General features: G+C 43.7%; 13 protein-coding genes. 6 read left to right on the top strand and 7 right to left on the bottom strand.

What is annotated here, in order from left to right:
• Positions 1-97: 97 nt before the first annotated feature.
• Positions 98-2,716 (bottom strand): endopeptidase La, encoded by a 2,619-nt coding sequence (gene lon, locus JMX94_RS03160; protein WP_227673489.1) that lies wholly within the window; start codon positions 2,714-2,716, stop codon positions 98-100.
• Positions 2,717-3,036: 320 nt separating this feature from the next.
• Here lon and JMX94_RS03155 point away from each other — a divergent pair, with 320 nt between their 5' ends.
• Both JMX94_RS03155 and JMX94_RS03150 read left to right on the top strand, forming a co-directional pair.
• Positions 3,037-4,398 carry a Na+/H+ antiporter family protein gene (locus JMX94_RS03155; protein WP_191690474.1) on the top strand — a complete coding sequence of 454 codons (1,362 nt, stop codon included), beginning with the start codon at positions 3,037-3,039 and terminating at the stop codon, positions 4,396-4,398.
• Positions 4,399-4,525: 127 nt separating this feature from the next.
• Positions 4,526-4,741: a hypothetical protein gene (locus JMX94_RS03150; RefSeq protein WP_201563127.1), complete on the top strand. Its 216-nt coding sequence runs from the start codon at positions 4,526-4,528 to the stop codon at positions 4,739-4,741.
• A 28-nt stretch (positions 4,742-4,769) separates the two neighbouring features.
• Here the strand turns inward: JMX94_RS03150 and JMX94_RS03145 are convergent, their stop codons facing one another.
• Together JMX94_RS03145 and JMX94_RS03140 are read right to left on the bottom strand one after the other, a co-directional pair.
• A complete protein-coding gene (locus tag JMX94_RS03145) occupies positions 4,770-5,006 on the bottom strand; it encodes a hypothetical protein (RefSeq protein ID WP_201563125.1) in 237 nt (78 codons plus the stop codon).
• Entirely contained in the window at positions 5,003-5,725 is a 723-nt protein-coding gene (locus tag JMX94_RS03140) for a 5-formyltetrahydrofolate cyclo-ligase (RefSeq protein WP_201563123.1), read from the bottom strand. Before JMX94_RS03140 ends, JMX94_RS03145 begins: the two co-directional genes overlap by 4 nt.
• Before the next feature lie 141 nt (positions 5,726-5,866).
• Here JMX94_RS03140 and fumC point away from each other — a divergent pair, with 141 nt between their 5' ends.
• The 4 genes from fumC to JMX94_RS03120 all read left to right on the top strand — a co-directional run bounded on the left by fumC (position 5,867) and on the right by JMX94_RS03120 (position 8,750).
• Positions 5,867-7,270: a class II fumarate hydratase gene (gene fumC / locus JMX94_RS03135; RefSeq protein WP_201563121.1), complete on the top strand. Its 1,404-nt coding sequence runs from the start codon at positions 5,867-5,869 to the stop codon at positions 7,268-7,270.
• A 422-nt stretch (positions 7,271-7,692) separates the two neighbouring features.
• Positions 7,693-8,124, top strand: coding sequence for an adhesin (locus JMX94_RS03130; protein WP_201563119.1), 432 nt, complete (start codon positions 7,693-7,695; stop codon positions 8,122-8,124).
• Between the two features lie 38 nt (positions 8,125-8,162).
• Complete coding sequence (locus JMX94_RS03125) at positions 8,163-8,408, top strand: type II toxin-antitoxin system RelE/ParE family toxin (RefSeq protein ID WP_201563117.1); 246 nt, start codon at positions 8,163-8,165, stop codon at positions 8,406-8,408.
• A 114-nt stretch (positions 8,409-8,522) separates the two neighbouring features.
• On the top strand, positions 8,523-8,750 hold the full coding sequence (locus tag JMX94_RS03120; RefSeq protein ID WP_201563115.1) for a HigA family addiction module antitoxin: 228 nt from the start codon (positions 8,523-8,525) through the stop codon (positions 8,748-8,750).
• A 102-nt stretch (positions 8,751-8,852) separates the two neighbouring features.
• On the opposite strand, the gene JMX94_RS03115 is transcribed toward JMX94_RS03120, so the two are convergent.
• The 4 genes from JMX94_RS03115 to JMX94_RS03100 form a co-directional block, all read right to left on the bottom strand.
• A complete protein-coding gene (locus JMX94_RS03115; RefSeq protein WP_201563113.1) occupies positions 8,853-9,281 on the bottom strand; it encodes an Hsp20/alpha crystallin family protein in 429 nt (142 codons plus the stop codon).
• Between the two features lie 72 nt (positions 9,282-9,353).
• Entirely contained in the window at positions 9,354-10,199 is an 846-nt protein-coding gene (locus JMX94_RS03110) for a DMT family transporter (RefSeq protein WP_201563111.1), read from the bottom strand.
• Between the two features lie 129 nt (positions 10,200-10,328).
• Positions 10,329-11,141, bottom strand: coding sequence for a MipA/OmpV family protein (locus JMX94_RS03105; RefSeq protein ID WP_201563109.1), 813 nt, complete (start codon positions 11,139-11,141; stop codon positions 10,329-10,331).
• A 76-nt stretch (positions 11,142-11,217) separates the two neighbouring features.
• Positions 11,218-12,216 (bottom strand): rhomboid family intramembrane serine protease, encoded by a 999-nt coding sequence (locus JMX94_RS03100; RefSeq protein ID WP_201563107.1) that lies wholly within the window; start codon positions 12,214-12,216, stop codon positions 11,218-11,220.
• Positions 12,217-12,376 lie beyond the last annotated feature (160 nt).

Below are 12,376 nucleotides of genomic sequence, written 5' to 3'. Positions count from 1 at the left end.
CTTAACCAGATTGTTTTTTATTATTACCAAAAAAAGCCGCCCATCATGACGATGAGCGGCTTTTTAATTTGTAAGGCTGGATTAGTAACTAATCAGATTAGTTATGCAGCGCTTTGCTTGAGGTTTTATCAACCGTCACTTTAGCAGGCTTAAGCGGCACTGGCATACTGACCAATGCTACTTTTAATATCTCATCAATCGTAGCCACTGGTTGAATGGTCAGTCCAGCTTTGACGTTATCGGGGATATCAGCCAAGTCACGCTCGTTGGTCGCTGGAATCAACACATGCTTGATACCACCGCGATGCGCAGCAAGTAGCTTCTCTTTCAGACCACCGATGCGTAGGATTTTACCGCGTAAGGTAATCTCGCCTGTCATCGCAATATCTGGACGAATGGCAATGCCAGTTAAGGCAGAGACCAGCGCTGTCGTGAGCGCACCACCAGCAGATGGACCGTCTTTCGGGGTCGCGCCTTCTGGCATATGCACGTGGACGTCAGTGGTTTTAAAGGTCTCGTAATCAATCCCTAAGCTATCACCGCGAGCACGGACCACGCTCATTGCTGCACGAATCGACTCTTTCATGACATCGCCGAGTGAACCGGTAAAGCTTAGCTCGCCTTTACCTTTCATCGCCACCGCTTCGATGGTTAATAGCTCGCCACCGACTTGTGTCCAAGCAAGGCCCGTAATACGACCAATCTCAGGCTCTTCTTCCGCCAGACCATAATCGTACTGATGTACACCTAGATAGTCATCGATGTTTTTGTCATCGACCACGATTAGCTGACGTTCTGCTTTCTTCGGAGCGCGTGCGCCATGGGTTTCAACCGAACCGCGAACGACTTTACGGCAGATTTTATTGACTTCACGCTCAAGGTTACGCACACCGGCTTCACGGGTATAGCTACGCACGATGCTATGCAATGCCGCTTCTACAATCTCAATTTCACCTTCTTTAAGGCCATTATTTTTAATCGCTTTTGGCACAAGATATTTCTGCGCAATATTGACCTTTTCTTCTTCGGTATAGCCCGGTAGACGAATGACTTCCATACGGTCAAGCAGGGCAGGCGGGATATCCATGCTGTTGGCGGTACAGATAAACATCACTTGCGATAAATCTAAGTCCATATCTAAATAATGGTCGTTAAAGGTATCGTTCTGTGATGGATCGAGCACTTCAAGCAACGCTGACGCTGGATCACCGCGGAAGTCTTGCGCCATTTTATCGATTTCATCTAATAAGAATAGCGGGTTTTTAACTTCGACTTTTGCCAATGACTGCACGATTTTACCCGGCATCGCGCCGATATAAGTACGGCGATGACCACGGATTTCCGCTTCATCACGTACGCCGCCAAGCGCCATACGTACAAACTTACGACCCGTTGCGCGCGCAATCGATTCACCTAATGAGGTTTTACCAACACCCGGAGGACCGACTAAACAAAGAATCGGCCCGCGCAGTTTTTTCACCCGCGACTGTACGGCGAGGTATTCTAAGATGCGGTCTTTTACATCTTGTAAACCATAATGGTCTTCGTCTAAGACGGTTTTGGCTTTATCTAAATTAATGGAAACTTTGGTCGTCGCATTCCACGGCGTATCCAAAATCCACTCAATATAGTTGCGCACCACTGACGATTCACTCGATGCAGGTGGCATCATTTTGAGTTTCTTCAGCTCTTGTTCCGCTTTTTTGCGCACATCTTCTGGCAAGTCAGCATCTTCTAGGCGTTGTTCAAGCTCAGCCACGTCATCTTCACCATCGAACGCACCGTCATTCATATCTGACAGCTCATTCTTGATGGCTTTCATTTTCTCGTTTAAGAAGTACTCACGCTGGTTGTCTTCCATTTGCTGACGAACCGCATCTTGGATATCTTGCTCGATATTTTGCTCAGCGCTTTGCTTCACTAAGTACTCGGTCAAGGTATTGATGTGGGTTTTGATATCGTCTTCTTCTAAAAACGATTGCTTAATATCCAAATCCATCGACACGCGGGTTGAGATGAAATAGACTAATTCAAGCAAATCATCGATGCGTTTTGCCACACGAGTTAGCTCACGAGCATTACGTAGACGGGCGTCGGCATAGCCTTCAAACAACGTCGTTAAAGCTTGGATGGTGTTTTTTTGCTGGCTCTCATCCATACTGACATCGAGGTCAGCACGGTCAAAGCTTGCCATCAATAGCTCGTCATGATTTTCAATGTTATTGACGCGCGCGCGGTATTGACCTTCAATCAATACTTTGATGCAATTTTCATCGCTATCATGCGGCATGGTGCTGACGATGCGGCACACAGTTCCGTACTGATACAAGTTATCTTGATCAATATCTTCGGTTAGCGAGTCTTTTTGCGCCACGACCAATACTTTATTGCCGTATTCGGCTTGTGCCAATTCCACGGCTTTTACTGAGGGCGCGCGACCGACGAACAAAGCAATCTGCATATGCGGATAGACAACCACATCGCGTAATGCCAGTAGCGGTAGATAGTTTTCTTCAGCGTCTTTAGCTTTAATGTCTTCAGAATCGCTGTCTTTACTCTCATTGTCTTCGACAGTTTCGTTTTTAACCGTTTCAGACGCCGACTCGTTTTCCAACATATCGTCAGATGAGATATTTAGCGCGTTATCATCAGAAACGTTAGATGAAACGTCGACATCGATGTCGATATTGTCTTGGGCAATTTTATGTTCACTCATATATTCTTCCTCGTTCACCAGACTTGTAAAGTCAAGTTAGTGGTTCATGTTTAGATAAATGGTGCTGCTAAATGAAATTGCAAGGCTATATGACCAACCGCAAGGAGAATATTGCGCCTTTATTTGCATTGTCGCTGATGTCTGCTAGGTTTTGCGCGTGGGCTTTATGGCTAAAATCAGGTAAAATGACGCGCGTCTTAACCGCTCCGTTCAAATAGCAACTATATGGATTAACGTGTGAGTTAAAATGCTAGGGCGAAATAAATAGGTCGGCAATGTGACAATAGCGGGCCACAAAACATAGGGTAAGGGGCGAGAATATGACCATCAATGCGGTGCTACTAGCGGTAGTCATCATGCTAGGGCTGTCTTTAGCGCGGGTACACGTGGTACTCAGTTTATTAATCGGGGCGCTGGCAGGTGGGTTGATTGCGGGTCTTGGCATGACCGATACCTTAAATGCCTTTCAAGAAGGTATCCGTAATGGCGCGCAAATCGCGCTGTCTTATGCCTTATTGGGTGCTTTTGCAGTAGCGATTGCGCATTCGGGCTTGCCGCAGTCATTGGCAGGGGCGGTCATCAAGCGCATTGATGCCGGTGGCACCAGCGGCATGATTAAATACATGCTGTTTGCCGGTTTGGTTACCATGAGCTGCTTTAGCCAAAACTTAATCCCGATTCATATCGCCTTTATTCCACTGCTTGTACCGCCTTTATTGCTTGCCTTTAACCGCATGCAAATCGATAGACGCCTGATTGCCTGTCTGATTACTTTTGGTCTTGTGACCACTTATATGTTTATCCCTTATGGCTTTGGCGATATTTACCTCAATCAAATTATGCTAAAAAACGTCGGTGAGGCCGGTATTGATGTATCGAATATTTCGGTCACCAAAGCCATGGCGATTCCAGCACTTGGCATGCTCGTTGGTTTGCTAGTGGCAGTATTTATCAGCTATCGTAAGCCGCGCCAGTATCAGCAGCTAGCCATCGATAAACAAGCTCGCGATGCGGTAGTAGAAAAAGATGCTTTAAGCAAGACAGCAGCCGACGCACAAACGCAAAGCAAAATGAAAACCATCGTAGCGCTAATTGCTATCGTTACCGCCTTTGTCGTACAGCTCTATACTGATTCATTATTGCTAGGCTCAATGTTTGGTTTTGGCGTCTTTATGGCAACGGGCGTGGTTAAATGGCGTGATGCTGATACCGTTTTTAATGACGGTATCAAGCTCATGGCGATGATTGGCTTTATTATGATTACCGCCCAAGGTTTTGCCGAAGTGATGAAAGCGACCGAACAGATTCAGCCGTTGGTTGATGGCGCGGCGTCATTGTTTGCGGGTAATAAAGCGATGGCTGCATTTATTATGCTATTGATTGGCTTGATTGTGACCATGGGTATTGGTTCGTCTTTTTCGACCATTCCTATTTTGGCGGCGATTTATGTACCACTATGTATCTCTTTAGGGTTCTCACCTTTAGCAACCGTTGCGATTATTGGTACAGCTGGCGCGCTTGGCGATGCCGGTTCGCCAGCGTCAGATTCAACGCTTGGACCAACCTCTGGTCTAAACGTTGACGGTCAGCATGACCATATCAAAGACAGTGTGGTGCCGACCTTTATCCATTACAATATTCCGTTATTGGTATTTGGTTGGATTGCGGCGATGGTGTTGTAGTTTGCTAACATGTATAAAGTGGTGAGTAGTTGTATACGATGTACCGTGTACATCGTATAGCTTTCATTAATCCTTCATTAACTGTAATCTTTATAAAATCTAATCTATTAAACACAGGCTAGGCGTTATGAGCACTCAAGATTTTACTCAGAATGAAGTGATGCTGTTGATAAAAGGATTGAAGTTACTCCTATCTAGAAACTCGAAGAATGATCCTGTACTAATCAAACAGTTTTATGTAAGAAGCGATCCATATATGGAAGTATTTGCTATAGATAAGGAAAAATATGAAGAAGACCGTAATAATATAATAAATTTGATTCGCAAGCTGGAAAAAGGCTAGCTTAGTAAAGTGATGTTAAATTAATAAATTACTCATCAAAATCTCCAATCTCACCATTCAAGCTTGTTAAAAACTCATCACTCTGCGCCAGCAACTCATTTAAACGCGCTTCATTGATTACGCTCGATAGCTCATCAGAGCTAAAGGCTTGTTCTTGACTGTAGTAGAGCATCTCCCTAGCATCATCATTTCCTAATGTTTGCAAATATTCCTCAACATTATCAGCACTAGATTTGTCATCCATAGAATCTTTTTTATCATTCATCGAAACCACCTCAAGCCACTTGGCGTAATTATGCCATTTAATGGTACATCCCATGGTTGACGTTCTAATTGCTCAACGACTTGAAAGTCGTAACACCAACCGATTTTTAACGGCTTTTTTAACCCTGCCTGATGGCTTTTACCAAGTGTCGTGTCATAAAAGCCACCACCCATGCCCATACGATTACCATTTTTATCAACCGCCACGAGCGGACAGATAATCACATCTAATTCGTGTGCCCAAAGCAATCGGCGGTGATGGTTTTGTTTCATCCCTAAGCTATGAATGCGCGTCGGTATATTCAGCAGTTTCGACTGATAAATAGGCACAAAGCGCAAACGTTTATCATCATTACCATTTCTAGTACGACCGAGTGAACCAATCACAGGCAGATAAGGTAAATAGCCTAAGTGTTGACACCAGTCCAACAGTGGCTGAGTGGGCAGCTCACCAAAGCCATCATAATATAAGCCAATACGCGCACGCGGAGGTAAGCGCTGTTGCAACTTGATTAAATGCAAGCTTGCCATGCGCGCGTAATGTCTACGTTCGCCAGCCGTTAATTGCCGACGCTGGCGCGTAAATTGTCGTCTAGGCGGATTGCTTAAGCTGTTAGCAATTTTGACATCCTTTTTAGAGTGAGCGTCATCAGTTGGTAGATGAGATAACGAATCAGATAATGCAGTAGCAGAATGTTGTTGGCTGGTGTTTTTAGACATCAGTTAGCCTCACGGACTTGGAGAAATTTGTGATAAGTCATGCTATCATAACGCCACTTTACATCGTATTTTCCTTTATGTGCAGCGTGTGTTGCACTTTTTTCAAAGCAGCTATACAACAAACCATCAAAGAGGGTAGTTATGTCGACACAGAATCAGGCAACTCGTACCGAAAAAGATACCATGGGCAACGTGGAAGTCCCAGCTGACGCTTATTGGGGCGCGCAAACTCAGCGTAGCCGCGAGAACTTTAAAATCGGTGGCGAGACCTTGCCACGTCCGATGATTGAAGCAATGGCGCTAGTGAAAAAAGCCGCTGCGATTACCAATGCGAGCCTTGAGCGTATCGAAGGCGATAAGCGCGACTTAATCGTCCAAGCTGCTGACGAAGTCATCAACGGTGGTCTAACGGATCAGTTCCCATTGGTTGTATGGCAGACTGGTTCTGGTACGCAGTCAAACATGAACATGAACGAAGTATTGGCCAACCGTGCTAATGAGATTGCTGGTAATGAGCGCGGCAGCTACACGCCGATTCATCCAAATGACCATGTCAACCATGCACAGTCTACTAATGACAGCTTCCCAACCGCGATTCGCGTTGCTGCTGCTCGTGAAATAAATGGTTTATTAATTCCAGCCGTAAAAGCATTGCGCGATACACTAGACGCCAAAGCCAAAGAATTTGATAGCATCGTTAAAATTGGTCGTACGCATCTGCAAGACGCCACACCTTTGACCCTAGGTCAAGAATTCAGCGGTTATGTGAGCCAACTTGACCATTCATTGACGCGTATTGATAACGCGCTACAAGGTCTATATGAATTGCCACTAGGCGGCACGGCGGTTGGTACGGGTTTAAACGCTCACCCTGATTATGCGGTAAAAGCAGCTGAACAGTTATCAACCTTGACTGGTCTGCCGTTTGTCACCTCACCAAATAAATTTGAAGCACTAGCGGCTCGTGATGCTGAAGTATTTGCTTCTGGCGCATTAAAAACGCTAGCAGGTAGCTTAAATAAAATCGCTAACGACGTACGTTGGTTGGCATCAGGTCCTCGCTGTGGTCTAGGCGAGTTGACAATTCCTGAAAATGAGCCAGGCTCATCTATCATGCCGGGTAAAGTAAACCCAACCCAATCAGAAGCAATGACCATGGTTGTCGCTCAAGTCATGGGTAACGACGTTACGATCAGCATGGCTGGCGCGTCAGGTAACTTTGAGCTTAACGTTTATAAGCCAGTGATTGCCTTTAACCTATTGCAATCTATCAAGCTATTGGGTGATGCGTGCAACAGCTTTAACGAAAATTGTGCCGTTGGTATCGAGCCAGTCAAAGACAAAATCGATGATTTCTTACATAACTCGTTAATGCTAGTCACCGCATTGAACCGTCATGTTGGTTATGAAAACGCAGCAAAAATCGCCAAGACTGCTTATAAAGAAAACAAAACTTTGAAGCAAGTTGCCGTTGAGTTAGAGCTGTTAACTGAAGCGCAGTTTGATGAGTGGGTAACACCTGCTGATATGGTGCATCCTTCTTAATTCGTAAAATAAATAACGACCTGCTACGGTGTCAGACTCGCTTAATGTACGACAGGTACCATTTGCGCCCGTATTCCTTGTAGCAGTGTCATATTTGTTCCACTAAGAAGTAAGTTATTTAAAAAGACCTTGTCATCCTTTATAAACGGATGCGCAGGGTCTTTTTTTTATCTATCAATTGAAGCACATACATCGAGAGAAACAATGTCTTACGCTCAGACAACAAGCAAACCAATAGTTATAACAGCATCAACAAAAATTTTGCTTATAATGAGCGCATAGATAAGAACTCGTGAATAACAGTTCTAAATCACGACAAAGACAATAAGAGCGAACAATCAGACCAACTAAAAATAGTTCGCCGCTAACGTCCATAATTTTTCTTATCTATGACCATTCTACTTATATCATTGAGGTAATTTATGAAAAAGTTAACTGCCGCTTTATCATCAGCTGGTATTTTGATGGCAATGTTGGGTTCTGGTTCTGCCATGGCCTACTCGGACCAAGTGATGGAGCCAAGCGAGAGTTATGATAGCGCTGTTAAACACAGACAGGTCAACTATACTTGCCAAAACAACAAGAAAGTTAGCGTCACTTATGGTTTTAACAAGCAAAACCTACCGACCTTTGCAGAAGCCAATCTGAATGGCAAAAAAAGATTTTTACCCATTAACTTAGGTCGTTCTGACATGGTTGATACCGTGTTTGGTGATGAAGAAAACTTTAGTATTATGACTGGCGCACTGCGTTTAAATAACTATCATAAATCGTCTGCTAATATCCAAAATGCTAAGAGTGAAATCCTTTATAAAGGCTGTAATGTTGCCTCTATCAAAAAGCTTAAAGGCTAGTTTGTAGCAAGTTAAGGGCTAATTTATAAAAAAAGACCTTGTCGCATAACGCGGCAAGGTCTTTTTTTTGGTCTGCCATTAAAAACGTTGCAGAGCGTAAATTACTACTGCTAAATAGTGCAACTATGCTTGAAGACTTAAAAGCTCCATCCGGCAACCGATTAGAAGCTTTGCGTGGTGACAGAGAAGGTCAGCACAGTATTCGTATCAATGGGCAATGGCGATTGTGCTTTACTTGGATAGAACAAGGCGCTACTAACGTAGAAATCGTGGATTATCATTGATTCTATGAAAAATGTTATTAAAAATATCGAAGAGAGCACACTATGAATAAGAACGGTATGTGTCTTATTCATCCGGGTGAAGTACTACGAGAAGACTTTCTTTAACCGCTCGATATGAGCGCCAATGCATTGGCGATAAAGCTTGCTGTCACACCTGCACGTATCAATGAAATCATACGTGAGAAGCGTAGCATTACAGCAGATACTGCCCTGCGTTTAGCCAAGTATTTTGGTGGTAGCGCTCAGTTTTGGCTAAATCTGCAATCTACTTATGAGCTGCGTTTGGTTGAGACTGATAATCTTCAGTTCTTGGATGATATTGAGCCTATTAAATACGCTTAAGCCAAATATGATAGGGTAAGCAAAAAAAGGGCACATGATAAACTCATGTGCCCTTAGCTATTTAAGCAATTTATTTAGCTTATTATCGAAACTTGTTAGTTATTATTTAATTTCAAGCTTCTTACGATCTGAGCCGGTCTCTTTTGGCAGTACCAACTGCAATACGCCATTTTCATATGACGCTTCTGCCTCATCGACTTTTACCTTATCTGGCAACTGGAAGCTACGTGAGACTGAGCCAAAGTAACGCTCACTGCGTAGTATCTTATTGCCTTCTTTTTGCTCGTCTTTTTGTTCGATTTCTGCGCTAATAGAGACAATATCTCCAGTAATGGATAAATCAATGTCTTCTTTAGCGACGCCAGGAATCTCAGCATTGACGTAAAACTTATTGTCTTTTTCGTTGACATCAATCTTGATTTGGTTGGCGCTAGGTAGTGCATCACCATGTAGGGGACGCATCAAAAAGCTAGGTGCCATATCATCAAAGAAGTTGTCAAAGATAGAATTGCGTGTGATTAACTGACTCATAACAGTCTCCTCATGTTTGATAGTTTACAGTGTATCTTGCCTACTATATATATGAAGCTGGTCTACAGGATTTCAAGGCCTATTTTCCTTACCATAGATATTTACCGAATTACCAGCGACTATTAGCAGCATACCAAGTATCAAAGCCACGCTAAAGTGCTCAGCATATAAGAGTACGCCAATGAGTGAGATGAGCGGTAATCTGAACATATCCATAGTGACCACGAATGTGACCTCTGCATGTTGCATGGCTTTAGTCATACAATAATGTGCCGATAGCGCCGTGACACCTATAATGACGAGCCATAGCCACTGAATACCTGCTGGCGTTGTCCACCCTTCTATAAATAAAAGTAGTCCCAGAGGGGCTTGTATTAAACACATCATAAAAATGATGCTGATTGGGTTTTCAGTATTGGATAACGATTTTGTGGCCACATGGGAAAAGGCATAGCAAATAGCCGCACCCAAAACCATTAATGACCCATAACGGGCTACCTCTAAGCTTGGCTGTACGATGACTATTACGCCTAGAATGCCTAGTAATACGGCAATAACCTTTCTTACAGTTATAGACTCTTTTAAGAAGAAATACGAGATGATTATCGTCCAAAGGGGCACGGTAAATTCAATAGCAAAAACGGTCGCTAATGGCAGTAGTCCTATGCCTAAGAACCAGCCATATTGTCCCGCGAAATGAAATAAGTTTCTCACTAAGTGTAATTTAATACGCTTGGGTAATAAAGAGTTGCTCTTTTTTGATAAAAACATTATTGGCAATAATACTAGCAAGCCTACGATACTTCGGAAGAATAAAATCTGAAAAATACCAATTTGACTATTTAGCTCACGAGCACCAATGGCCATTAAACAAAATGAGGTGAGTGCTCCAATCACCCAGAGAGTAGCGTGGAGCATAATGGTGCAATCCTGTATATAAAATCAAATCTGGAATTTATATGATAGGCTAGTGTCTCATATCAACGAATTAACACAATAAAAAAGCCAAGCAAAATGCTCGGCTTTTCTTATCACACTTTCAAAATGCTAAAACTTATACAAAAGTCCTAGCGTCGTTGTTGCATCCGTACGCGAGTCAACCATCGGGCTATCGTATTGCTCATTTGGCAGATAGCTTAAGCTTTGATTGGCAAATCCTGCCCAGCGCTCATTGAAATCATAGTTGGCACTGATATTGATATAAGGGTTTAAGCTATTATTTGACTCATAAGCAGTGACGCCTGTATTTGCAAACTCTTGCGCACTAACGCCATAATAATAGTTATTGTAGTCAGCATCATGATATTCAAAGCCAATGCTTGGATAGACCGTCAGCTTGTCTTTAGTGATTTTGGCAAGGTAGGTCAAGCGCGCCGTATTGCCGCCACTATTATCTAAAACGTCAGTCGCGACTTGCAGGCGGAAACCGCCCACAGGCGTACGACGTAGATACGATAGACCGGCAGCGGCTGAAGCCTTACGTTTATCCAGACCTTGCAGCGCGCCAGTCGCATCATCAGGATCGAATTCACTGCCATCGAGCTGAGCATAAGCGGCTAGCTGATTGGTGCCATCATTGATGATATAAGCACCCGCTTGCGCACCGCGTGCATAGATTCTGTTGTTATCATAAAACACACCCGGCAATACTTTTATGTCGGTGCTGTCTTCCAAATCATAAGCTGACTTGACTGCCATGACGTTGACGCCGACGCTTAAAATGGCATCTTTATCAGTCGGTAAGTTGTTTTTAAACAGTGCGGCATTAGAGATGCTGGCGACACTAAATAGGGCAGTGGCGGTCAATGCGCTAAGGACAGTGCGCGTCAACGGTTTCGATAGCGCTGATGATTTAAACATGATTTGCTCTCATAAGTGGGTGGGATAAATGGTAAAAACAGAGTCGATAAATAGAATAATAAATAAGTCTGGCATTTTACTCAATGGCTGCTAGCACTTGTAATATTTGCTGATGAATATCTTGCCACCACCATATAAAACCAATACTGATCAGCAGCATGACCAGCCACGGTAGCAATTGCCAAATAAGCGTCGATTTGGTCGCTGTTTGTTGTTCGTTAATTTTGCTGTGATTAAGGCTTGCGTGATTAGCATTCACATTTATAGGTAAGTTTACAGCAGAGTCATGATTAAAACTGCTGTTATTATCAAAATTACCCTCATTATCAAAGCGAGGAGCGTGGGTAGAAGTAGGGGCAGAAAAGTCCGTGTTGCTACTTGCTGGAGAATTGATATACGTCGTTTGATAAATGTCTTGAGCTGCGCTAGGTACATTCTGTAGCGTAGCAGCCAACCGCTGACGGTAGGCAATGGCAAACGCCAATGCAATCACCAATCCCGTGACCGCGCCGCCAATATGACCGGCATTATCAATACCCGGTACGGCAAAGCCATATACCAAATTGATGCCCATAATAATGATTAGGCTTTTCAGATTGAGCACCATACCATTGACTGATATTTTAAACAGTGCGGCTATCAATAGCGCGGCACCGATACCCATGATACCGCCAGACGCGCCCGCAGATATGCCCGGTTGTCCAGTGCCATCTAAGATGCCTTGCCACGTAATATGGTTGTTCAGTAGGTTGCCACCGATTGCGGCGAGTAAAAATAACGCCAAAAACTTCGCTGAACCAAACATCGGCTCGGCGATTTGCCCAAAGAAATACATGGCAAAACCATTAAACAATAAATGCATCAGACCGATATGCAAAAAGGCACTACTTGCCAAGCGCCATGGTTCACTGTCCATGGTATAAGGCAAGGCATTGGCACCCCATTTCAGCAATGCTTCAGTCGATGGATTATTGGCATCGACGCCGCTCAGCACCTGCATGATAAATAGCCCGATAAAGCTGACTAATAGCAAAGTGGTGACGGGCGCGGTTTTTAATAATTGTTGAATGGTCATAAACGCAAACTATCAATAAAAAGTGATGAGTAGAGTATAAAGGCTAGGGTTAGGGCGTGTCACCCATAAGTGGGTTATAGTCGATTCAACTTCAAAACGATATAGGGTTGCTATAATAAATTTTTCGAAGCCTCTGGAGTGCGGAGCACACAGCAAGCAA

The sequence above is a fragment of the Psychrobacter sp. CMS30 genome (genome assembly GCF_904846565.1).
Classification (GTDB): Bacteria; Pseudomonadota; Gammaproteobacteria; order Pseudomonadales; family Moraxellaceae; genus Psychrobacter; species Psychrobacter maritimus.
Note: the sequence above shows the minus strand (reverse complement) of the source record. Positions and strands in the feature narration are given on the sequence as shown.

What these genes read in the sequence shown, in the direction of transcription:
- lon (WP_227673489.1), bottom strand. Translation starts at nt 2,716, where the DNA reads ATGAGTGAACATAAAATTGCCCAAGACAATATCGACATCGATGTCGAC.
- JMX94_RS03155 (WP_191690474.1), top strand. Translation starts at nt 3,037, where the DNA reads ATGACCATCAATGCGGTGCTACTAGCGGTAGTCATCATGCTAGGGCTG.
- JMX94_RS03150 (WP_201563127.1), top strand. Translation starts at nt 4,526, where the DNA reads ATGAGCACTCAAGATTTTACTCAGAATGAAGTGATGCTGTTGATAAAA.
- JMX94_RS03145 (WP_201563125.1), bottom strand. Translation starts at nt 5,006, where the DNA reads ATGAATGATAAAAAAGATTCTATGGATGACAAATCTAGTGCTGATAAT.
- JMX94_RS03140 (WP_201563123.1), bottom strand. Translation starts at nt 5,725, where the DNA reads ATGTCTAAAAACACCAGCCAACAACATTCTGCTACTGCATTATCTGAT.
- fumC (WP_201563121.1), top strand. Translation starts at nt 5,867, where the DNA reads ATGTCGACACAGAATCAGGCAACTCGTACCGAAAAAGATACCATGGGC.
- JMX94_RS03130 (WP_201563119.1), top strand. Translation starts at nt 7,693, where the DNA reads ATGAAAAAGTTAACTGCCGCTTTATCATCAGCTGGTATTTTGATGGCA.
- JMX94_RS03120 (WP_201563115.1), top strand. Translation starts at nt 8,523, where the DNA reads ATGAGCGCCAATGCATTGGCGATAAAGCTTGCTGTCACACCTGCACGT.
- JMX94_RS03115 (WP_201563113.1), bottom strand. Translation starts at nt 9,281, where the DNA reads ATGAGTCAGTTAATCACACGCAATTCTATCTTTGACAACTTCTTTGAT.
- JMX94_RS03110 (WP_201563111.1), bottom strand. Translation starts at nt 10,199, where the DNA reads ATGCTCCACGCTACTCTCTGGGTGATTGGAGCACTCACCTCATTTTGT.
- JMX94_RS03105 (WP_201563109.1), bottom strand. Translation starts at nt 11,141, where the DNA reads ATGTTTAAATCATCAGCGCTATCGAAACCGTTGACGCGCACTGTCCTT.
- JMX94_RS03100 (WP_201563107.1), bottom strand. Translation starts at nt 12,216, where the DNA reads ATGACCATTCAACAATTATTAAAAACCGCGCCCGTCACCACTTTGCTA.